Source organism: Pseudomonas serbiensis (assembly GCF_030580745.1).
GTDB classification, from domain to species: domain Bacteria; phylum Pseudomonadota; class Gammaproteobacteria; order Pseudomonadales; family Pseudomonadaceae; genus Aquipseudomonas; species Aquipseudomonas serbiensis.
The window spans coordinates 100,489-120,252 of the sequence record NZ_JAUQOO010000006.1 but is presented as its reverse complement, the minus strand read 5'-3'; the positions used below and the strand labels follow the sequence as shown (position 1 = coordinate 120,252).

Genomic DNA, 19,764 nt, shown 5'->3' with positions numbered 1-19,764 from the left:
TTTGTGACTTCATTGAAGCGTTCCGACGTATGGCATCACGGCGTTGATTGATGAGCCAACCCCTTGCCAGCAAAGGGATTGAGCGGAAAACCGAAAGAGTGTGTCGCATAAAACGTAAGGATGCGACTGTGATCGAGTCGACAAATGGGGTCGGGTTTTGTCAAAAAGCTGTTATAAAGTTGCGCGCTGACCACTATGAGCCTTGCCGAATGCGTCCTTTTTTCAAGACATGGCTAACCATTTGCCTCTTTATGCCTCTGGCCGCCCACGCCACCAACCGTGAGCAACAACTTCCTGCGAGTTTCACCGGCTATACCGCGAAGAACCACTTTTCCCCAGTCATCACTCCTCGCAGTATCCCTCTGGAAGTCTCTATTCCTCTCAAGCTTCAAAGTGCCACCGACACTCAGATTCCGGCACCTCGAAAGAATTCAGCCAGGCCCGTCAAAGCAGCCAAGGCCACCAAGGCCGTGCCGACCGTCAATGCCAGGCAGGGTAATGCTGTCGTGAAACGGGCCTTGCAGGCAGTCGGCACGCCTTATCGCTGGGGTGGAACCACTCCGGGCAAGGGTCTGGATTGCAGCGGGCTGGTGAAATACGCCTTCAACGATGTGCAGGAAGTCGATCTGCCGCGCACCTCCAATGCCATGGCCGAAGGTCACGGTCAGAAGGTTGATCGCAAGGATCTGAAGCCGGGTGATCTGCTGTTCTTCAACATCAAGAGCCGCAATATCAATCATGTAGCCATCTACCTGGGCAATGACCGCTTCGTCCACGCCCCGCGTCGTGGCAAGGCCGTGACTGTCGATACGCTGAAAAAGCCGTACTGGAGCAGTCACTACAAGATCGCCAAGCGCGTGCTGCCTAAACAGACCACGCCCCTGCACGTCGCCCAGCGATGAGGCAAAGGCCTGCCTCACCGGCAGGCCGGCTTCCCTAGAAGTTGTCGGGCACCTTGGCCCGCTCGCGCGCACTCTCGCGGGTGATCACCCCCTTCTTCAGCAGATCAGCCAGACACATGTCCAGCGTCTGCATGCCCACCGAGCCGCTGGTCTGGATGGCCGAGTACATCTGCGCCACCTTGTCTTCGCGGATCAGGTTACGGATCGCAGGGGTCCCCATCATGATTTCATGAGCCGCCACACGGCCGCCGCCGACCTTCTTGAGCAATGACTGCGACACCACGGCATGCAGTGATTCGGAAAGCATGGAGCGGATCATGGACTTTTCCTGCGCGGGGAATACGTCGACGATCCGGTCGATGGTCTTGGCGGCCGAAGTCGTGTGCAAAGTGCCAAATACCAGGTGACCGGTTTCAGCCGCAGTCAGTGCCAGGCGAATGGTTTCAAGGTCACGCAGCTCACCCACCAGAATCACGTCAGGGTCTTCACGCAGGGCCGAGCGCAGGGCCTCGGAGAAGCCCAGCGTATCGCGATGCACTTCACGCTGGTTGACCAGACACTTCTTGGACTCGTGGACGAATTCAATGGGGTCTTCGATGGTCAGGATATGGTGGTGCTTGTTGCAGTTCAGGTAGTCGATCATTGCAGCCAGGGTCGTCGACTTGCCCGAACCGGTCGGTCCGGTCACCAGGATCAGGCCACGAGGCACATCGGTAATCTTGCGAAACACTTCCCCCATCCCAAGATCTTCCATGCTCAGGATCTTCGAGGGAATGGTCCGGAATACCGCGCCTGGGCCACGGTTCTGGTTGAAGGCGTTGACCCGAAAGCGTGCAATCCCCGGCACCTCGAACGAAAAGTCGGTTTCCAGAGACTCCTCGAAAACCTGACGCTGCTTGTCGTTCATGATGTCGTAGATCAGCGCCTTGACCTCCTTGGCATCCAGCGGCGGCAGATTGATCCGCCGCACATCGCCGTCAACACGGATCATCGGCGGCAGGCCCGCAGAGAGGTGTAAGTCCGACGCGCCCTGTTTGGCACTGAAAGCCAGCAGCTCGGTAATATCCATACAGCTCCTCAATCACATAGAATGCCGCAGACTTTAGCCCTGCTGGCGCAAATCAATGTCCACGATAGCAGCGAACATTTCAACGCTCGAAGAACGAATTCGCGCAGCGGCACACGCGGCGCAACGCAACCCGTCCTCCATCGGCCTGCTGGCGGTCAGCAAGACCAAGCCTGCCAGCGACCTGCGCGAAGCCTTTGCCGCCGGCCTGCGCGATTTTGGCGAAAATTATCTGCAGGAAGCACTGGGCAAACAGCTGGAATTGGCTGACCTGCCCTTGTGTTGGCATTTCATCGGCCCCATTCAGTCGAACAAGACGCGCGCTATCGCCGAGAACTTCGCCTGGGTACATTCCGTGGATCGCCTGAAAATCGCTCAACGCCTGTCCGAACAACGACCTGACAACCTTGAACCGCTCAATATCTGCATTCAGGTCAATGTCAGCGGCGAGGCGAGCAAGTCTGGCTGTACGCCCCAGGATCTGCCAGCGCTGGCGGCCGCCATCAGCGCATTGCCGCGCCTGAAGCTGCGCGGCTTGATGGCGATTCCCGAACCAACAGAAGACAGCGCCGAACAGAACGCTGCATTCGCTGCCGTACGTACACTGCAAGAACAACTGAACCTGCCACTGGACACACTTTCCATGGGCATGAGCCACGATCTGGAAGCCGCCATTGCACAAGGCGCGACCTGGGTGCGGATCGGCACTGCCCTTTTTGGCGCCCGTGACTACGGCCAGCCATAACTCACGCACAAGGACCTTTTTCATGAGCAAGACTCGTATTGCCTTTGTCGGCGCCGGAAACATGGCTGCCAGCCTGATCGGCGGCTTGCGCGCCCAAGGCGTGGAAGCGGCGCTGATCCGCGCCAGTGATCCGGGCGCCGAAACCCGCGAGCGCATCGCAACCGAGCACGGCATCACCGTGGTCGCCGACAACGCAGAAGCCATCGAAGGCGCAGATGTCGTGCTGCTGGCAGTAAAGCCGCAAATGATGAAAGCCGTCTGCGAAGCGCTGCGCCCAAGCCTGAAGCCCCATCAACTGATCGTCTCGATTGCGGCCGGTATCACCTGCGCCAGCATGACCCAGTGGCTGGGCGAGTCGCCTATCGTGCGCTGCATGCCCAACACTCCGGCCTTGCTGCGCCAGGGCGTCAGCGGTCTGTATGCCACCGACAAGGTAAGCGCCGCCCAGCGCGAACAGGCCGAACAATTGCTGTCGGCCGTGGGTATCGCGGTCTGGCTGGATGAAGAGAAACAACTGGATGCCGTGACTGCTGTTTCAGGCAGCGGCCCGGCGTATTTCTTCCTGATGATCGAGGCGATGACTGCGGCGGGCGTAAAGCTGGGCCTGCCCGAAGACGTCGCCAAAAAGCTCACTCTGCAAACCGCTCTGGGCGCCGCACTGATGGCAACCGGCAGCGATGTGGATGCCGCGGAATTGCGTCGCCGTGTGACATCGCCTGCCGGCACCACGGAAGCCGCCATCAAGGCATTCCAGGCAGGCGGTTTTGAAGCGCTGGTAGAAACGGCCCTCAGTGCCGCCGATAATCGTTCGGCAGAGCTGGCCGAACTACTGGGCAAATAATTTTCTAGGCCTTTCTGGAGCAGATCGATGATTGGATTGAACACCGCTGCAATTTACGTCTTGCAAACCATTGGCAGTCTTTATCTGTTGATCATCCTCTTGCGCTTCGTGCTGCAACTGGTGCGGGCGAACTTCTATAACCCGCTGAGCCAGTTCACTGTAAAAGCCACGCAGCCATTGCTCAAACCTCTGCGCCGGGTCATTCCGAGCGTGTTCGGCCTGGACATGTCGTCGCTGGTACTGGCAATCCTCGTGCAACTGATCCTCATGGCCCTGACGCTGCTGCTGAGCTATGGCACCACCGGTGATCCACTGCACCTGCTGATCTGGGCAATCATTGGCGTGACGGCGCTGTTCCTGAAGATATTCTTCTTTGCCCTGATCATCAGCGTGATCCTGTCCTGGGTCGCACCGGGCAGCCACAACCCTGGTGCAGAACTGGTCAACCAGATCTGTGAGCCGGCACTGGCACCGTTCCGCAAGTTCCTGCCCAATCTCGGCGGCCTGGACCTTTCGCCGATCTTTGCCTTCCTCGCCCTCAAGCTGCTGGACATGCTGGTCATCAACAACCTGGCAGCCATGAGCATGATGCCGCAGGTTCTGCGCATGCTGATCTGACGTTTCTTTCGCGAATGAATTCGCTCCCACGGGATGTGCATGGGGGGGCGGATTCATCCGCGAAAAGCTTTCCTCTGTTGCCGCTACCCCCCGCGATCTTTAGACTTACGCCTCATTCAAGCGAGAGCAGGGTCGATGCCCACGGTATTCCCCCACGATTCTGTCGGTCTGGTCACACCGCAACTGGCACATTTCAGCGAGCCCCTGGCCTTGGCCTGTGGCCGTTCGCTGCCAGCCTACGACCTCATTTATGAAACCTACGGCCAGCTCAATGCTGCGCGCAGCAACGCCGTACTGATCTGTCACGCGCTGTCGGGGCATCATCACGCTGCGGGTTACCACAGCCCTGAAGATCGCAAACCGGGCTGGTGGGACAGTTGCATCGGCCCAGGCAAGCCAATCGATACCAACAAGTTCTTCGTGGTCAGCCTGAACAACCTCGGCGGCTGCAACGGCTCCACAGGCCCCAGCAGCATCGACCCGGAGACCGGCAAACCCTTCGGCGCCAACTTTCCGGTCGTGACCGTGGAAGACTGGGTCAACAGCCAGGCACGTCTGGCGGACCTGTTGGGTATCGAGCAATGGGCAGCGATTGTCGGCGGCAGCCTGGGCGGCATGCAGGCGCTGCAATGGACCATCAGCTACCCGGATCGCGTGCGCCACTGCCTGGCAATCGCTTCGGCACCCAAGCTGTCGGCACAGAACATCGCGTTCAACGAGGTGGCCCGTCAGGCGATTCTCACCGACCCCGAGTTCCATGGCGGCTCCTTCCAGGAAGTCGGCGTGATCCCCAAGCGCGGCCTGATGCTGGCACGCATGGTCGGGCACATCACGTACCTGTCCGACGACTCCATGGGCGAGAAATTCGGCCGTGGCCTCAAGAGTGAAAAGCTCAACTACGACTTCCATAGCGTTGAGTTCCAGGTCGAAAGCTACCTGCGCTATCAGGGCGAAGAGTTTTCCGGTCGTTTCGATGCAAACACTTACCTGTTGATGACCAAGGCACTGGACTACTTCGACCCTGCGGCCAACTTCAACGACAATCTGGCGAAGACTTTCGCCAGCGCCAAGGCGAAGTTCTGCGTGATGTCCTTTACCACCGACTGGCGCTTCTCGCCTGCCCGTTCGCGAGAGCTGGTGGACGCACTGATGGCTGCCCGCAAGGACGTCTGCTACCTGGAGATCGACGCGCCTCAAGGGCACGACGCCTTCCTGATCCCGATCCCGCGCTACCTGCAGGCTTTCGGTAACTACATGAACCGAATTTCGTTGTGAGGACGCCATGAGAGCCGACCTTGAGATCATCCAGGAATGGATCCCCGCAGGCAGCCGCGTGCTCGACCTGGGTTGTGGCGATGGCGAGTTGCTGACCTGGCTTCGCGACAACAAGCAAGTCACCGGCTACGGCCTTGAAAACGACCCGGACAATATTGCCGAGTGCGTGGCCAAGGGCATCAACGTGATCGAACAGGACCTGGACAAGGGCCTGGGCAACTTTGCCAGCAACAGCTTCGATATCGTGGTCATGACCCAGGCCCTGCAAGCCGTGCATTACCCGGACAGAATCCTCGACGAAATGCTGCGTGTCGGTCGCCAGTGCATCATTACGTTCCCGAACTTCGGCCACTGGCGCTGCCGCTGGTATCTGGCGAGCAAGGGCCGCATGCCGGTGTCCGAGTTCCTGCCTTATACCTGGTACAACACGCCGAACATTCACTTCTGCACCTTTGAAGACTTCGAAGAGCTGTGCCGCGAACGCGAGGCACAAGTGATCGACAGGCTTGCCGTCGATCAACAGCATCGTCACGGGTGGGCCAGCAAGCTATGGCCTAATCTGTTGGGTGAAATCGGCATTTACCGGGTCAGCAGCCCCGGCCTGCTCGACCATCAGATCGCTGTCTGATTCATGGAATGTGAAGGAGAACGAACATGAGCCGCCTGGCTATTTTCCTGCTGACTGCCTGTCTGGGCCTGCCTGCACTGGCAGCCGATGCCATCAAGGGTGAGCGACAGGAAAAGTTTGGCGACATCACCGTTCACTACTCCACCTTCAACTCGACCTTCCTGCAGCCGGAGATCGCCAAAGGCACCGAGCTGATCCGCAGCAAGAATCAGGGCGTGATCAATATCTCCGTGCTGAAGGATGGCAAACCGCAGGCGGCACAGGTCAGCGGCACGATCAAGGACCTGACCAGCGCTTCGATCCCCTTGAGTTTCAAGCAGATCACCGAGCGCGGCGCGGTCTACTACATTGCGCAATACCCTGTGCCACAGCAGGAAAACCGAACCTTCGACATCCACGTTAAAACTGGCAGCGATACCAATAGCTTCAGTTTCAACCAAGAGCTTTTCCCGGGCCAATGATGAACCTCACGCAACTTGTATTGGCCAGCCACAACGGCGGCAAACTCAAAGAACTCCAGGCCATGCTGGGCGACAGCGTGCAGTTGCGCTCCGTGGGCGAGTTCAGCCACATCGAGCCGGAAGAAACCGGCCTGTCCTTCGTCGAGAATGCGATCCTCAAGGCCCGCAACGCCTCGCGCCTTTCCGGCCTGCCGGCACTGGCCGATGACTCGGGGCTGGCGGTGGATTTTCTCGGCGGAGCGCCAGGCATCTATTCGGCACGCTACGCCGACGGCAAGGGTGACGCCGCCAATAACGCCAAGCTGCTGGACGTCCTGAAAGACGTGCCCGACGAGCAACGCGGCGCACAGTTCGTTTGCGTGCTGGCACTGGTTCGCCATGCCGACGACCCCTTGCCGATCCTCTGCGAAGGCCTGTGGCACGGGCGCATCCTGCATGCGGCCAGCGGCGAACATGGCTTCGGTTACGATCCACTGTTCTGGGTGCCTGAGCGCAACTGCTCCAGCGCCGAACTCAGCCCGACCGAGAAAAACCAGCTCAGCCATCGCGCCCGCGCCATGGCCATACTGCGTCAGCGCCTGGGTCTGCAATGATCCACGATCCACCTGCGCAGCCCCTGTTTCTGGGTGAGGCTGGCTTTTCGTCCGAAAGCCCAAGGGCTGCCCTGCCGCAACTGCCACCGTTGTCGCTGTACATCCATATCCCGTGGTGCGTACGCAAATGCCCGTACTGCGACTTCAACTCTCACACTGCCAGCCCGGTGTTGCCGGAGCAGGAATATGTCGATGCGCTGCTGGCAGACCTGGATCAGGACCTGCCTCACGTCCATGGCCGGGAACTGCGTTCGATCTTCTTCGGCGGCGGTACGCCGAGCCTGTTCAGCGCCGAAGCCTTGGGCCGGCTGCTGGCCGGTGTCGAGCAGCGCATCCGCTTTGCCAGCGATATCGAAATAACTCTGGAAGCCAATCCAGGCACCTTCGAGCAGGTCAAGTTCAGCGCCTATCGCGGGCTGGGCATCAACAGGCTGTCCATCGGCATCCAGAGTTTCCAGGAAGCAAAGCTCAAGGCTCTGGGACGGATTCACAACGGTGACGAAGCGATTCGTGCTGCCGACATGGCGCGCATGGCCGGTTTCGACAACTTCAACCTGGACCTGATGCACGGCCTGCCGGACCAGTCTCAGGACGAAGCCCTGAACGACCTGCGTCAGGCCATCGCACTGGCACCGACACATCTGTCCTGGTACCAGTTGACGCTGGAGCCCAACACCGTTTTCTGGAACCAGCCGCCAGTCCTGCCCGAAGACGACATCCTCTGGGATATTCAGGAAACCGGTCAGCAACTGCTGGCTGACAGCGGCTATGCGCAGTACGAAGTCTCTGCCTATGCCCAGCCTGGCAAGGCAGCGCGACATAACCTCAATTACTGGAGTTTCGGGGACTTCATCGGTATCGGTGCAGGCGCCCATGGCAAACTCAGCCATCCGGACGGTCGCATTGTCCGCACCTGGAAAACACGCCTGCCCAAGGATTATCTCAATCCGAAAAAGCCGTTCCAGGCCGGTTCCAAGCTGTTGAGCGTCGAGGAATTGCCTTTTGAGTTCCTGATGAATGCACTGCGCCTCACAAATGGTGTGGACGCTGCATTATTTCGCGAAAGAACAGGTCTAAGCGTCGATTCACTGGCCAGCGCCCGCCGACAAGCCGAACAACGCGGCCTGCTGCAAGCCGACCCGACACGTCTGGTCGCAACCCCGCAAGGCCAGCTTTTTCTCAATGACTTGCTGCAATACTTTCTGACCTAAGGACCCTGCATGGATCTCATACTCGATCTGCTCGCCACCGTCTCGCGATGGAGTCGCAACAATCTGTCAGAAATTGCACTGGCACTTGTGGGCTGTTTGTTGGTGCTGTTCGGTTCGGACTTCAAGGTATGGATCGAGCAACGTATCAGCAGCATGACAGGCGCATTGCGCATCCCGCTTCTGGCGCTGCTGTGTACCATCGGCAGCGGCCTGGCGCTGATCTATGCAACACCCTGGGTCGTGCGTGGCCTGAGCCAGTTCAACAATTACAGTCTGGCGCCGGTCTTGTTGGTGGTGCTGGTGTTGATCGGTGTGATTGCGGATCGTAAATAGCTTTTCTTCGCGAATGAATTCGCTCCCACATCAGTCTGTGGAAGCGAATTCATTCGCTAACCGGTTTTAAGCCAGCTTCTCGAACTTCAGATCCCACACACCATGCCCCAGGCGCTCACCACGGCGCTCGAACTTGGTGATCGGACGCTCGGCCGGGCGCGGGACATACTGGTTGTCTTCTGCCTGATTGCGATAACCAGGTGCAGCACTCATCACTTCCAGCATGTATTCAGCGTACGGGCCCCAGTCGGTAGCCATGTGGAACACACCACCGACCTTCAGCTTGCTGCGCACCAGTGCCGCAAACTCGGGCTGCACGATGCGGCGCTTGTGGTGACGGCTCTTGTGCCATGGGTCCGGGAAAAACAGCATCAGGCGGTCGAGGCTGTTATCGGCGATGCACCGGTTCAGCACTTCGATCGCGTCGCAATCGTAGACCCGCACGTTGGTCAGGCCTTGAGTCAGCGCGCCATTGAGCAACGCACCCACACCCGGCGAATGCACTTCGACACCAATGAAGTCGTGCTCAGGCGCAGCCGCCGCCATTTCCAGTAGCGAGTGGCCCATGCCGAAGCCGATCTCCAGAGTACGCGGCGCTGAACGGCCAAACACCTGATCGAAATCCACAGGGGCGTCAGTCAGCTGCAAGCCGAACTTCGGCAAGCCCTGGTCCAGACCGCGCTGCTGGCCTTCGGTCATGCGACCGGCACGCATCACGAAGCTCTTGATGCGGCGGTGATGGCGCTCTTCGCCTTCTTCGGTAGCAGGCGACTCTGGGTGTGGAACGTGCGAATCAATCATCAACGGGCTCTTACTTGATCAGGCCATCCAGCGGCGAAGATGCGCTGGCATAGAGTTTTCTTGGCATACGCCCGGCGAGGTACGCCAGACGACCGGCAATTACAGCGTGCTTCATGGCCTCGGCCATCATGACCGGCTGCTGAGCGTGGGCGATGGCCGAGTTCATCAGCACGGCTTCGCAACCCAGCTCCATGGCGATGGTTGCGTCGGAAGCAGTACCGACACCGGCATCCACCAGAACCGGAACCTTTGTTTCTTCCAGGATGATCTGCAGGTTGTACGGGTTGCAGATCCCCAGGCCACTCCCGATCAGACCCGCCAGCGGCATGATCGCGATACAGCCGATCTCCGCCAGTTGACGGGCGATGATCGGATCGTCGCTGGTGTAGACCATCACGTCGAAACCGTCCTTGACCAGCACTTCGGCAGCCTTGAGGGTCTCGATCACGTTAGGAAACAGGGTTTTCTGGTCAGCCAGCACTTCCAGCTTCACCAGATTGCGCCCGTCGAGCAGCTCGCGGGCCAGACGGCAGGTACGCACAGCTTCGACGGCATCGAAGCAACCGGCCGTGTTAGGCAGAATGGTGTAGCGATCCGGCGGCAGAACGTCCAGCAGGTTCGGCTCGCCCGGGTTCTGACCCAGGTTCGTGCGCCGCACGGCTACCGTGACGATTTCTGCACCCGAGGCTTCGATAGCCAGGCGGGTCTGTTCCATATCCGCGTACTTGCCGGTGCCTACCAGCAGACGCGACTCAAAGGTCCGACCGGCCAGGATGAATGGCTTGTCGCTGCGAACATTGCTCATCGGAAATCCTCTTTAACTAGCACAAGGGGGTCATTGCTGTGCCGGGGCTAGCCGCCGCCGATGGCATGGACCACTTCGACCTGATCGCCTTCGCGCAGGACTGTGGATTCATGCTGGCTGCGGGGCACGATATCCAGGTTCAGCTCGACGGCTACCCGGCGTCCGGCAAGATCCAGACGAGCCAACAAAGCCGCGACGGTTTCACCATCGGGCAATTCAAAGGATTCACCGTTCAACTGAATGTGCATGCGAGACAGCAGCCATCATTTTAGGGGCCAGCATTCTAGCCCGATCAGCCGGTATGACCAAGGCAAAGCCGCGCCATTCGTCTCAAGCGCGGCTCGCGATCACAGGGATACGCCACCCAGACGCCAGGCCGCAACGCCCAGGGCCAGCCAACCGATCAGAAAGGCCAGCCCGCCGAATGGCGTCACGATCCCCAGCTTGCTGATGCCGCTGAGGGTCAGCACATACAGGCTGCCGGAGAACAGCACGATGCCAATGGCGAAGGAGAAACCGGCCCAGGTGACCAGCCGACCGGGAATCTGTGCCGCGAGCACAGCCACGCCGAGCAAAGCCAGCGCATGAACCAGTTGGTAAAGCACGCCGGTATGGAAAATCGCCAGATATTCGGGGCTCAACCGACCTTTCAGGCCGTGGGCAGCAAATGCACCGAGGGCCACGCCGGTAAAGCCGAAAAAGGCAGCAAGCATCAAAAAGCTACGAAGCATCAAGGATCTCCAGTCAAAAATCGTCCAATGGCGCACGGTCTGTATAATGGCCCGCTCAACGGGTTCGGCCAAGCCATCTCTATGCTGCGTTTTCTCTTGCATCGTGTCGCCAAAACCCTGCTGTGGTTTGCAGCAGGCAGTTTCATTCTGGTTCTTGTCCTGCGCTGGGTCCCGCCACCGGGCACGGCGTTGATGGTCGAGCGCAAGATTGAATCATGGATTGATGGCGAGCCCATTGACCTGCAGCGCACCTGGCAGCCGTGGAACAGGATTTCCGACAGTTTGAAAGTCGCGGTCATTGCAGGCGAGGACCAGAAATTCGCCGAGCACTGGGGTTTTGATATCAGCGCCATTCAGGCTGCGATCCTGCACAACGAGCGCGGTGGGTCGATACGCGGGGCCAGTACGCTGAGCCAGCAAGTCTCGAAAAACCTGTTTCTATGGTCGGGCCGCAGCTATCTGCGCAAAGGGCTTGAAGCCTGGTTCACGGCCCTGATCGAGTTGCTGTGGTCAAAGGAGCGCATTCTTGAGGTGTACCTCAACAGCGTCGAGTGGGATGAAGGCGTATTCGGCGCACAAGCCGCAGCGCAGCATCACTTCGGCATCAACGCCAGCGCCCTGTCGACGCAGCAGGCCAGCTACCTCGCCGCCGTACTGCCCAACCCGCGCCAATGGAGCGCCAGCCATCCCAGCAGCTATGTCTCGCGCCGTGCGGGCTGGATTCGTCAGCAGATGCGTCAGTTGGGTGGGGACAGTTATCTGGCGGGGTTGAACAGTAGTCGCAAGCTGTAATTACTGCCTTCGCGAATGAATTCGCGACACAGATACAAAAACGCCCTGAGGTTATCAGGGCGTTTTGCGTATTACGCGGCTATCGATGTCTTGAGCTTGTTCATCGCGCTCTTTTCGAGCTGGCGAATGCGCTCGGCGGAGACGTTGTACTTCTGCGCCAGGTCGTGCAGCGTGGCTTTCTCTTCTGCCAGCCAGCGCTGGTAGAGGATGTCGCGACTACGCTCGTCCAGTACGTCCAGGGCCTGATGCAGATTGGCCGTGGAGTTGTCGCTCCAGTCGGAATCTTCCAGCTGACGCGCAGGATCGTAACGGTGGTCTTCCAGGTAGTTGGCTGGCGACTGGAATGCGCTGTCGTCGTCAGCTTCCGACGCCGGATCGAACGCCATGTCCTGGCCGGTCAGACGGCTTTCCATCTCGCGAACTTCACGCGGCTCAACGCCAAGGCTTTCAGCCACACGATGTACTTCATCGTTGTTCAGCCACGCCAGACGCTTTTTCTGGCTGCGCAGGTTGAAAAACAGTTTGCGCTGGGCCTTGGTCGTGGCGACCTTGACGATACGCCAGTTGCGCAGGATGAATTCGTGGATTTCCGCCTTGATCCAGTGAACGGCGAACGACACCAGACGCACACCCATTTCCGGGTTGAAGCGCTTTACAGCCTTCATCAGGCCGACGTTACCTTCCTGGATCAGGTCGGACTGGGCCAGACCGTATCCCGAATAACTGCGTGCGATATGCACGACAAAACGCAGGTGGGCGAGGACCATCTGACGAGCCGCATCCAGATCCTGTTCATAGTAGAGACTCTCAGCCAGTTCACGCTCCTGCTCAGGCGTCAGCAAGGGAATGCTGTTCACCGTGTGCACGTAAGCCTCCAGGTTCGCACCCGGGACTAAGGCATATGCAGGTTGCAAAGAAGTGGTCATACGGGAAAAACCTCCAACTCATGACTCGTGCAGTTCAGCACTGCGAAATTGACCGGGAACCGCTAGACAAGTTCCCTGCGCTGAAAAGTCAATTGGTTAAACAAAATTCACTTTAACGTGGCGCCAGCTCTCGCAAATGGCGGGCGACCGCAATCCAAGCACCGATATACCCTAACAAGACCGCTCCAAGCAAGAGCGACAGACCATCGGCCAACGGAACACCCGCCAGCGCGAAGTCGCTGCCGTACAGGCCTGCCAGCCCGACGACCGAGTCATTCAGCCAGTCCAGACCGAACGCCAGCACGCCCCAGGACAGGAAACCCGCCCCAAAACCATACAGCGCGCCCATATAAAGGAAAGGCCTGCGCACATAGCTGTCTGTACCGCCGACCAGCTTGATGACTTCGATTTCCGTGCGGCGGTTTTCGATGTGCAGACGGATGGTGTTACCGATCACCAGCAGCAAAGCGGAAACCAGCAAGACCGTCAAGCCGAAGACAAAACGGTCACCCAGCTTGAGAATCGCCGCCAGACGCTCCACCCAGACCAGATCGAGCTGGGCCTGTTCCACTTTAGGCAGGCCGGCCAGTCGGGAGCGAAGGGCTTCAAGTGCAGGCTTGTCGACCTCCGTTGGAGTGACAAGCACTACGCCCGGCAACGGGTTCTGCGGCAACTCCTTGAGCGCCTCGCCCAGGCCGGACTGCTGCTGGAACTCGCCCAGCGCCTGCTCGCTGCTTATGTACTCGGCATCGGCAACGCCTGGCATGGACTTGATTTCGTCACGCAAACGGGCGCCATCCGCCGCATTGGCGTTCAGATGCATATAGATCGATATCTGCGCCGCCCGCTGCCACGACCCACCCAGACGCTCGACATTGCTCAACAGCAATGACAGGCCCATGGGCAGACTCAATGCAATGGCCATCACCAGACAGGTGAAGAAACTGCCGATTGGCTGTTTGCCCAGACGGCGCAGGCTGTCGAGCAGGCTGGAGCGATGGCTTTCCAGCCAGGCGGCCAGCAAGGTGCTGAAGTCCGGGCCATCATCGTCATGATCCTGGCGTTTATTCTGCTTCGGCGGGGAAGGATCGGCGGCCTTGGGCGCGACACGATCCGAGACCTTGCGAGTGGCACTCATGCTCCGGCCTCCCCGTCACCGATCAGACGACCGCGTTGCAGGGTCAGCATGCGATGGCGCATACGCGCGATCAGTGCCAGGTCGTGACTGGCGATCAGCACGCTGGTCCCCAACCGGTTGATGTCTTCAAACACGCCCATGATTTCTGCGGCCAATCGAGGGTCGAGGTTACCGGTCGGTTCATCGGCCAGCAGCAAGGCCGGGCGATGAACGATGGCACGTGCAATACCGACACGCTGCTGTTGGCCTGTGGACAAGTCGCCAGGGTACAGATCCGCCTTGTCGGACAAGGCCACACGCTCCAGTGCCGAATCCACACGTTTGGCGATATCGACCTTGGACAGACCGAGAATCTGCAAGGGCAGCGCGATGTTGTTGAAAACGGTGCGGTCGAACAGCAACTGATGGTTCTGGAACACCACACCGATCTGACGCCGCAAAAACGGAATCTGGGCGTTGCTTATCTGCCCCAGATCCTGACCGGCCAGCATCAATTTGCCAGTTGTCGGGCGTTCCATGGCCAGCAACAGGCGCAGCAAGGTGCTTTTACCGGCACCGGAGTGGCCGGTAACGAACAGGAACTCACCGCGACGTACTCGAAAGCTCAGTTCATGCAATCCGACATGTCCATTCGGATAACGCTTACCGACCTGCTCGAAACGAATCATGTACGCTCCCGCTCCGCAAACAGAGCCTGAACAAAGGGTTCGGCTTCAAAGGTACGCAGATCGTCGATACCTTCACCCACGCCGATATAACGGATCGGCAAGCCAAACTGCTTGGCCAGAGCGAAGATCACACCGCCTTTTGCCGTGCCATCGAGTTTAGTGAGCGCCAGACCGGTCAGGGAGACCGTCTGGTTGAATTGTTTGGCCTGATTGATGGCGTTCTGACCGGTGCCGGCATCGAGTACCAGCAGGACTTCATGCGGCGCTTCGGCATCCAGCTTGCCGATCACACGACGAACCTTTTTCAGTTCTTCCATCAGGTTGTCTTTGGTGTGCAGACGGCCCGCAGTGTCAGCGATCAGCACATCGATGCCACGGGCCTTGGCGGCTTGCACGGCATCGAAGATCACCGAGGCCGAGTCGGCGCCCGTATGCTGGGCGATGACCGGAATATGGTTACGCTCGCCCCAGACCTGCAATTGCTCGACTGCCGCAGCGCGGAAGGTGTCACCCGCCGCCAGCATGACTTTCTTGCCTTCGAGTTGCAGCTTCTTGGCCAGCTTGCCGATGGTCGTGGTCTTGCCCGCGCCGTTGACGCCTACCACCAGAATCACGAACGGCTTGTGCTCGGCCTTGATAACCAGAGGCTGCTCGACAGGCTTGAGCATCGCCGCCAGTTCGCCTTGCAGCGAGGTGTACAGCGCCTGAGCGTCGGTCAACTGCTTGCGCGCAACCTTTTGGGTCAGGCTCTGGATAATCACCGATGTCGCTTCGACACCCACGTCGGCCGTCAGCAAACGGGTCTCGATTTCTTCCAGCAAGTCATCGTCGATTGCCTTTTTACCCAGGAACAGGCTGGCCATGCCCTCGCCAATGCTGGCGCTGGTTTTCGACAAGCCCTGCTTGAGGCGGGCGAAGAAACCGACCTTGGGTGCTTCGGCCTGTGGCTCGGCGGGTGCGGCTTCAACAACAGGCTCGGCAACCTCGGCAACTGGCTGCTCCACTACAGGCGCGGCAACCGGCGGTATAACCGGGACAGGCTCAGGTACCACGGCTGGCACAACTTCCAGCACCGGCGCGGGCTCGATCACAGGCTCGGGAGCAGCATGCACGGGTTCCGGAATCGGCGGCGTGACATGAGCCTCACGCTCATCGGTCAAGGCCACCGGCTCTTCGGCCACAGGCAAGGTCAGCCAGGGCTGCGGAGCAGGCTCACCTGGTTGCACAGGAGCATGCACTTCTGGCGCGTGGGCTTCGAGAGAGGGCTCAGGAACTGGCGGCGCGAGTTGTGGCTCGACAGGCAGCGGCGCTTCGGCGACCGGCTCGGGCTGGGCTGTGGATAACTCTTGCGCCGGTTCTGCGGCTTCCTGCGGTTTTTTACGCAGCCATCCGAACAGGCCTTTCTTTTCTCCAGCCGCGGCTGGGGTCTTCTTGTCGTCGTTGGAACCAAACATGGAGGACGGCTATCTCAAGGTAGCGAAACGCCATAGGGCGCTCCGGAAAATTCTGACATGTACCAAGACTGCTTTTAGGGCTGCTTGTTCATTAGGCCGTTCTTTAATGGCCTGGTGTTTAACCGCGATTTGAACAGGTTTCACTCGCACTTGGCTAATGAAGGCTGTTTCTGTCGCAAACGGATCAGTATCCTAACACCCCCGCGCCCGCCGACGCTAAGTTCAAGCGGGCAGTCCTACAGGTTCAAATTACGAATGAATGCTCTAGCCCGCCGCGCCGCTGGCCTGCTGCTCAGCACGATTTGTCTGCCCCTGACAGCATTGGCCGCCGATCCACAGCCTACTCATGAATTCATGCTGGACAATGGCTTGAAAGTCATCGTCCGCGAAGACCACCGCGCACCGGTCGTGGTATCCCAGATCTGGTACAAGGTCGGCTCCAGCTACGAGACACCGGGCCAGACAGGTCTGTCCCACGCCCTTGAGCACATGATGTTCAAAGGCAGCAGCAAGACAGGTCCCGGTGAGTCTTCATTGATCCTGCGCGATCTGGGGGCCGAAGAAAACGCCTTCACCAGCGACGACTACACCGCCTATTACCAGCTTCTGGCCCGCGACCGCCTGAGCGTGGCCCTGGAGCTGGAAGCCGATCGCATGGCGACCCTGAAGCTGCCGGCCGACGAGTTCAGCCGCGAAATAGAAGTCATCAAGGAAGAGCGCCGCCTGCGCACCGATGACAAGCCCATGAGCAAGGTCTTCGAGCGCTTCAAGGCCATGGCCTACCCGGCCAGCGGCTATCACACGCCGACCATCGGCTGGATGAAAGACCTGAACCGCATGCAGATCGAGGATCTGCGCCACTGGTATCAATCCTGGTATACCCCGAACAACGCCACTCTGGTGGTGGTAGGCGATGTGAAGCCAGAAGAAGTCAAAGCCCTGGCCGAGCGCTTTTTCGGCCCGATCCCGCGCCGCGACGTGCCGCCTGCGAAAAAACCGCTGGAACTGGCCGAGCCTGGCGAGCGTCGCATCAGCATGCACGTCAAGACTCAGCAGCCGAGCCTGATTTTCGGCTTCAACGTGCCGAGCCTGAGCACTGCTGAGGACCAGCGTTCGATCAATGCCCTGCGCCTGATCTCCGCGCTGCTCGACGGCGGCTATAGCGCCCGCATCCCGACTCGTCTGGAACGCGGCGAAGAACTGGTTTCCAGCGCATCCTCCATGTACAACGCCTTCGTCCGCGGCGACAGCCTGTTCATGATCAGCGCGACACCCAACGTGCAGAAGAAAAAGACCCTGGCCGATGTCGAGGCTGGTATCTGGCGCCTGCTCAATGACCTGAAAACCAAGGCGCCTTCGGCAGAAGAGCTGGAGCGCGTACGGGCACAGGTCATTGCCGGTGTGGTCTACGAGCGCGATTCGATCACCAGCCAGGCCACCACCATCGGCCAACTGGAAACCGTCGGTTTGTCCTGGAAGCTGATCGACGAAGAACTGGCTGCTCTGCAAAGCGTGACCCCGGAAGACATTCAGAAAGCCGCCAACACCTACTTCACCCGTGAACGCCTCAGCGTTGCACACGCTCTGCCTGAGGAGAAAGCCAAATGATCAAGCGCAACACTCCCCGCAACGCCCTGCTGGGCCTGGCACTGAGCGCTTCGCTCGGCGCGTTCGTTGCCCAACCGGCTCTGGCAGACAATGCCGCAGGCAACGATGCTGCGCAGGCCACCCCGCAACTGGGCAGCCAACTGCAGACCCTCAAGGAACTGGACGGCAAAACCCCGGCCCGCCGCACGCTGAATATCCAGACCTGGAACACCGCCGAAGGCGCCAAGGTACTGTTCGTCGAGTCCCGCGAGCTGCCGATGTTCGACCTGCGCCTGATCTTCGCCGCAGGCAGCAGTCAGGATCAGGCGTCACCCGGCATCGCGCTGCTGACCAACGCCATGCTCAATGAAGGCGTCAAGGGCAAGGATGTCAGCGCCATCGCTAAAGGCTTTGAAGGCCTGGGTGCCGACTTCGGCAACGGCTCCTACCGCGACATGGCCGTGGCCTCGTTGCGCAGCCTCAGCGCAACGGACAAGCGCGAGCCTGCCCTGAAGCTGTTTGGCGAAGTCGTGGGCAAACCCACCTTCCCTGCCGACTCGCTGGCCCGAATCAAGAACCAGCTGCTGTCCAGCTTCGAGCAGAAGAAACAGAACCCTGGCGCCATTGCCGGTCAGGAACTGTTCAAGAAGCTGTACGGCGACCATCCTTACGGGCACCCAAGCGACGGCAATGCCAAAAGCATCAACGCCATCACCCTCGCGCAACTCAAGGCTTTTCACGCCAAAGGTTATGCGGCTGGCAACACGGTGATCGCACTGGTCGGCGACCTGTCACGTGACGAGGCGCAAACCATCGCCGCACAAGTCTCGGCCTCGCTGCCCAAAGGCCCGGCACTGGCGAAGATCGCCAAGGCTGTCGACCCCAAGCCCGGCAGCACGCACATCGAATTCCCGTCCAACCAGACACACCTGATGCTGGCGCAGATCGGTATCGATCGTAACGACCCGGACTACGCGGCACTGAGCATCGGCAACTCGATCCTGGGCGGTGGCGGTTTCGGCAGTCGCTTGATGACTGAAGTCCGCGAAAAGCGCGGCCTGACCTACGGCGTGTCGTCCGGGTTCTCCCCGATGCAGGCGCTGGGGCCTTTCACGATCGGCCTGCAAACCCGCGCCGACATGAGCGAAAACACCCTGAAACTGGTGCAGGACATCGTGCGTGACTTCCTCGCCAACGGCCCGACCCAGAAAGAACTCGACGACGTCAAACGCGAACTGACCGGCAGCTTCCCGCTGACGGCCGCCAACAACTCCGCGATTGTCGGCCAGTTGGGCTCCATCGGTTTCTATGACCTGCCGCTGACCTTCCTTGAGGACTACATGACTCAGGCCCAGAGCGTGACGGTCGAGCAGGTCAAGACCGCCATGAACAAACACCTGAGCGCCGACAAGATGGTGATCGTCACGGTCGGTCCGACCGTGCCACAGAAGCCACTGCCGCCTCCCACCGACAAACCCGTTCAACGACCTACAGGGGTTCCGGAGCACTAATGGCCAATCCACGTCCGAAGACCCATAACGGTCTGGGCCAACTTCGTATCATCGGGGGAGAATGGGGCAGCCGCCGCCTGACCTTCCCCGACGCCCCCGGCTTGCGCCCGACACCCGATCGCGTGCGTGAAACCCTGTTCAACTGGCTCGCGCCTTATATTGCAGGCGCCAAGGTGCTGGATGTCTTCACTGGCAGCGGCGCACTGTATTTCGAGGCCCTGTCGCGTGGCGCCAGCATGGGCCTGGCACTGGACAGCAACGCTGCTGCAATCGCCAGCCTGCGCCAGAACCTGAACCTGCTGAACTGCACGACAGGCCAGATCGCCCAGGCCGACGCCCTGCGCCACCTGGAAACAGCTGCCGCAACGCCGTTCGACGTAGTCTTCCTCGACCCGCCATTCCACCAGGGTCTGCTGGCCTCGGCCTGCACCCTGCTGGAATCCCGTGGCTGGCTGGCAGACAACGCCTGGATCTACACCGAAAGCGAAAACGCCCCCTCCACCACCGGCCTGCCGGGCAACTGGAGACTGCATCGCGAGAAAAAGGCCGGACAGGTTTATTACGCGCTTTGGCAGCGGGGGTAGGCCCCCGCTCGCGAATGAATTCGCTCCTACGCGGCTGAAGTCCCTGCCGCAAAAACCATTTCACAGGCTTTCCATGGAAGCCTGTGAAATCAGC

23 protein-coding genes are annotated in these 19,764 nt (G+C 59.7%); 14 read left to right on the top strand and 9 right to left on the bottom strand.

What is annotated here, in order from left to right; translation table 11 throughout:
• Nucleotides 1-209 precede the first annotated feature (209 nt).
• Nucleotides 210-902, top strand: a complete 693-nt coding sequence (locus tag Q6A51_RS10100) for a C40 family peptidase (protein ID WP_201018875.1) — start codon at nt 210-212, stop codon at nt 900-902.
• A gap of 34 nt (nt 903-936) precedes the next feature.
• Here the strand turns inward: Q6A51_RS10100 and Q6A51_RS10095 are convergent, their stop codons facing one another.
• Nucleotides 937-1,971, bottom strand: a complete 1,035-nt coding sequence (locus Q6A51_RS10095; protein WP_201018876.1) for a type IV pilus twitching motility protein PilT — start codon at nt 1,969-1,971, stop codon at nt 937-939.
• 55 nt (nt 1,972-2,026) lie between these two features.
• Between Q6A51_RS10095 and Q6A51_RS10090 the strand changes: the two genes are divergently transcribed.
• The 9 genes from Q6A51_RS10090 to Q6A51_RS10050 all read left to right on the top strand — a co-directional run bounded on the left by Q6A51_RS10090 (nt 2,027) and on the right by Q6A51_RS10050 (nt 8,673).
• Entirely contained in the window at nt 2,027-2,713 is a 687-nt protein-coding gene (locus Q6A51_RS10090; protein WP_201018877.1) for a YggS family pyridoxal phosphate-dependent enzyme, read from the top strand.
• A gap of 22 nt (nt 2,714-2,735) precedes the next feature.
• Nucleotides 2,736-3,554, top strand: a complete 819-nt coding sequence (gene proC / locus Q6A51_RS10085; protein WP_201018878.1) for a pyrroline-5-carboxylate reductase — start codon at nt 2,736-2,738, stop codon at nt 3,552-3,554.
• 27 nt (nt 3,555-3,581) lie between these two features.
• Nucleotides 3,582-4,172 carry a YggT family protein gene (locus Q6A51_RS10080; RefSeq protein ID WP_201003869.1) on the top strand — a complete coding sequence of 197 codons (591 nt, stop codon included), beginning with the start codon at nt 3,582-3,584 and terminating at the stop codon, nt 4,170-4,172.
• Between the two features lie 135 nt (nt 4,173-4,307).
• Nucleotides 4,308-5,447 carry a homoserine O-succinyltransferase MetX gene (gene metX, locus Q6A51_RS10075; RefSeq protein ID WP_201003870.1) on the top strand — a complete coding sequence of 380 codons (1,140 nt, stop codon included), beginning with the start codon at nt 4,308-4,310 and terminating at the stop codon, nt 5,445-5,447.
• 7 nt (nt 5,448-5,454) lie between these two features.
• A complete protein-coding gene (metW, locus tag Q6A51_RS10070; RefSeq protein ID WP_201003871.1) occupies nt 5,455-6,075 on the top strand; it encodes a methionine biosynthesis protein MetW in 621 nt (206 codons plus the stop codon).
• 26 nt (nt 6,076-6,101) lie between these two features.
• Nucleotides 6,102-6,536: a DUF4426 domain-containing protein gene (locus tag Q6A51_RS10065; protein WP_201018879.1), complete on the top strand. Its 435-nt coding sequence runs from the start codon at nt 6,102-6,104 to the stop codon at nt 6,534-6,536.
• Nucleotides 6,533-7,129, top strand: coding sequence for an RdgB/HAM1 family non-canonical purine NTP pyrophosphatase (rdgB, locus tag Q6A51_RS10060; protein ID WP_304574721.1), 597 nt, complete (start codon nt 6,533-6,535; stop codon nt 7,127-7,129). Before Q6A51_RS10065 ends, rdgB begins: the two co-directional genes overlap by 4 nt.
• Nucleotides 7,126-8,340: a radical SAM family heme chaperone HemW gene (hemW, locus tag Q6A51_RS10055; protein ID WP_236124167.1), complete on the top strand. Its 1,215-nt coding sequence runs from the start codon at nt 7,126-7,128 to the stop codon at nt 8,338-8,340. The genes rdgB and hemW overlap by 4 nt, the downstream gene beginning before the upstream one ends.
• Nucleotides 8,341-8,349: 9 nt before the next feature.
• Nucleotides 8,350-8,673, top strand: coding sequence for a DUF3392 domain-containing protein (locus Q6A51_RS10050; protein ID WP_025262281.1), 324 nt, complete (start codon nt 8,350-8,352; stop codon nt 8,671-8,673).
• A 66-nt stretch (nt 8,674-8,739) separates the two neighbouring features.
• On the opposite strand, the gene trmB is transcribed toward Q6A51_RS10050, so the two are convergent.
• The 4 genes from trmB to Q6A51_RS10030 form a co-directional block, all read right to left on the bottom strand.
• Nucleotides 8,740-9,387, bottom strand: a complete 648-nt coding sequence (gene trmB / locus Q6A51_RS10045) for a tRNA (guanosine(46)-N7)-methyltransferase TrmB (RefSeq protein ID WP_236124183.1) — start codon at nt 9,385-9,387, stop codon at nt 8,740-8,742.
• Between the two features lie 97 nt (nt 9,388-9,484).
• Complete coding sequence (locus Q6A51_RS10040; RefSeq protein WP_025262283.1) at nt 9,485-10,279, bottom strand: thiazole synthase; 795 nt, start codon at nt 10,277-10,279, stop codon at nt 9,485-9,487.
• Between the two features lie 47 nt (nt 10,280-10,326).
• Entirely contained in the window at nt 10,327-10,527 is a 201-nt protein-coding gene (gene thiS / locus Q6A51_RS10035; RefSeq protein ID WP_117166447.1) for a sulfur carrier protein ThiS, read from the bottom strand.
• 99 nt (nt 10,528-10,626) lie between these two features.
• Entirely contained in the window at nt 10,627-11,010 is a 384-nt protein-coding gene (locus Q6A51_RS10030) for a DUF423 domain-containing protein (protein WP_304574720.1), read from the bottom strand.
• A gap of 81 nt (nt 11,011-11,091) precedes the next feature.
• On the opposite strand from Q6A51_RS10030, the gene mtgA reads away from it, so the two are divergent.
• Nucleotides 11,092-11,802, top strand: a complete 711-nt coding sequence (mtgA, locus tag Q6A51_RS10025; RefSeq protein ID WP_201003884.1) for a monofunctional biosynthetic peptidoglycan transglycosylase — start codon at nt 11,092-11,094, stop codon at nt 11,800-11,802.
• Between the two features lie 71 nt (nt 11,803-11,873).
• Here mtgA and rpoH read toward each other — a convergent pair whose 3' ends face one another.
• From rpoH to ftsY, 4 genes are all read right to left on the bottom strand, one after another.
• On the bottom strand, nt 11,874-12,728 hold the full coding sequence (gene rpoH, locus Q6A51_RS10020) for an RNA polymerase sigma factor RpoH (RefSeq protein WP_025262287.1): 855 nt from the start codon (nt 12,726-12,728) through the stop codon (nt 11,874-11,876).
• A gap of 112 nt (nt 12,729-12,840) precedes the next feature.
• Nucleotides 12,841-13,866, bottom strand: a complete 1,026-nt coding sequence (ftsX, locus tag Q6A51_RS10015; protein WP_201003886.1) for a permease-like cell division protein FtsX — start codon at nt 13,864-13,866, stop codon at nt 12,841-12,843.
• Nucleotides 13,863-14,534, bottom strand: a complete 672-nt coding sequence (gene ftsE / locus Q6A51_RS10010) for a cell division ATP-binding protein FtsE (protein WP_201003888.1) — start codon at nt 14,532-14,534, stop codon at nt 13,863-13,865. Before ftsE ends, ftsX begins: the two co-directional genes overlap by 4 nt.
• A complete protein-coding gene (gene ftsY, locus Q6A51_RS10005) occupies nt 14,531-15,988 on the bottom strand; it encodes a signal recognition particle-docking protein FtsY (protein WP_304574719.1) in 1,458 nt (485 codons plus the stop codon). Before ftsY ends, ftsE begins: the two co-directional genes overlap by 4 nt.
• A 255-nt stretch (nt 15,989-16,243) precedes the next feature.
• On the opposite strand from ftsY, the gene Q6A51_RS10000 reads away from it, so the two are divergent.
• The 3 genes from Q6A51_RS10000 to rsmD are packed head-to-tail and all read left to right on the top strand — an operon-like array spanning nt 16,244 to nt 19,670.
• On the top strand, nt 16,244-17,596 hold the full coding sequence (locus Q6A51_RS10000) for a M16 family metallopeptidase (RefSeq protein WP_201003891.1): 1,353 nt from the start codon (nt 16,244-16,246) through the stop codon (nt 17,594-17,596).
• A complete protein-coding gene (locus Q6A51_RS09995) occupies nt 17,593-19,086 on the top strand; it encodes a M16 family metallopeptidase (protein ID WP_304574718.1) in 1,494 nt (497 codons plus the stop codon). Before Q6A51_RS10000 ends, Q6A51_RS09995 begins: the two co-directional genes overlap by 4 nt.
• On the top strand, nt 19,086-19,670 hold the full coding sequence (gene rsmD / locus Q6A51_RS09990) for a 16S rRNA (guanine(966)-N(2))-methyltransferase RsmD (RefSeq protein ID WP_304574717.1): 585 nt from the start codon (nt 19,086-19,088) through the stop codon (nt 19,668-19,670). Before Q6A51_RS09995 ends, rsmD begins: the two co-directional genes overlap by 1 nt.
• Nucleotides 19,671-19,764: the final 94 nt, after the last annotated feature.

Bases quoted from the DNA above. Each gene is read 5' to 3' on its own strand.
- Q6A51_RS10090 (WP_201018877.1), top strand. From the start codon at position 2,027: ATGTCCACGATAGCAGCGAACATTTCAACGCTCGAAGAACGAATTCGC.
- Q6A51_RS10100 (WP_201018875.1), top strand. From the start codon at position 210: ATGCGTCCTTTTTTCAAGACATGGCTAACCATTTGCCTCTTTATGCCT.
- proC (WP_201018878.1), top strand. From the start codon at position 2,736: ATGAGCAAGACTCGTATTGCCTTTGTCGGCGCCGGAAACATGGCTGCC.
- Q6A51_RS10065 (WP_201018879.1), top strand. From the start codon at position 6,102: ATGAGCCGCCTGGCTATTTTCCTGCTGACTGCCTGTCTGGGCCTGCCT.
- Q6A51_RS10040 (WP_025262283.1), bottom strand. From the start codon at position 10,279: ATGAGCAATGTTCGCAGCGACAAGCCATTCATCCTGGCCGGTCGGACC.
- thiS (WP_117166447.1), bottom strand. From the start codon at position 10,527: ATGCACATTCAGTTGAACGGTGAATCCTTTGAATTGCCCGATGGTGAA.
- Q6A51_RS10050 (WP_025262281.1), top strand. From the start codon at position 8,350: ATGGATCTCATACTCGATCTGCTCGCCACCGTCTCGCGATGGAGTCGC.
- mtgA (WP_201003884.1), top strand. From the start codon at position 11,092: ATGCTGCGTTTTCTCTTGCATCGTGTCGCCAAAACCCTGCTGTGGTTT.
- Q6A51_RS10080 (WP_201003869.1), top strand. From the start codon at position 3,582: ATGATTGGATTGAACACCGCTGCAATTTACGTCTTGCAAACCATTGGC.
- metX (WP_201003870.1), top strand. From the start codon at position 4,308: ATGCCCACGGTATTCCCCCACGATTCTGTCGGTCTGGTCACACCGCAA.
- ftsX (WP_201003886.1), bottom strand. From the start codon at position 13,866: ATGAGTGCCACTCGCAAGGTCTCGGATCGTGTCGCGCCCAAGGCCGCC.
- hemW (WP_236124167.1), top strand. From the start codon at position 7,126: ATGATCCACGATCCACCTGCGCAGCCCCTGTTTCTGGGTGAGGCTGGC.
- trmB (WP_236124183.1), bottom strand. From the start codon at position 9,387: ATGCGTGCCGGTCGCATGACCGAAGGCCAGCAGCGCGGTCTGGACCAG.
- rsmD (WP_304574717.1), top strand. From the start codon at position 19,086: ATGGCCAATCCACGTCCGAAGACCCATAACGGTCTGGGCCAACTTCGT.
- ftsY (WP_304574719.1), bottom strand. From the start codon at position 15,988: ATGTTTGGTTCCAACGACGACAAGAAGACCCCAGCCGCGGCTGGAGAA.
- metW (WP_201003871.1), top strand. From the start codon at position 5,455: ATGAGAGCCGACCTTGAGATCATCCAGGAATGGATCCCCGCAGGCAGC.
- rdgB (WP_304574721.1), top strand. From the start codon at position 6,533: ATGATGAACCTCACGCAACTTGTATTGGCCAGCCACAACGGCGGCAAA.
- ftsE (WP_201003888.1), bottom strand. From the start codon at position 14,534: ATGATTCGTTTCGAGCAGGTCGGTAAGCGTTATCCGAATGGACATGTC.
- Q6A51_RS10030 (WP_304574720.1), bottom strand. From the start codon at position 11,010: ATGCTTCGTAGCTTTTTGATGCTTGCTGCCTTTTTCGGCTTTACCGGC.
- Q6A51_RS09995 (WP_304574718.1), top strand. From the start codon at position 17,593: ATGATCAAGCGCAACACTCCCCGCAACGCCCTGCTGGGCCTGGCACTG.
- rpoH (WP_025262287.1), bottom strand. From the start codon at position 12,728: ATGACCACTTCTTTGCAACCTGCATATGCCTTAGTCCCGGGTGCGAAC.
- Q6A51_RS10000 (WP_201003891.1), top strand. From the start codon at position 16,244: ATGAATGCTCTAGCCCGCCGCGCCGCTGGCCTGCTGCTCAGCACGATT.
- Q6A51_RS10095 (WP_201018876.1), bottom strand. From the start codon at position 1,971: ATGGATATTACCGAGCTGCTGGCTTTCAGTGCCAAACAGGGCGCGTCG.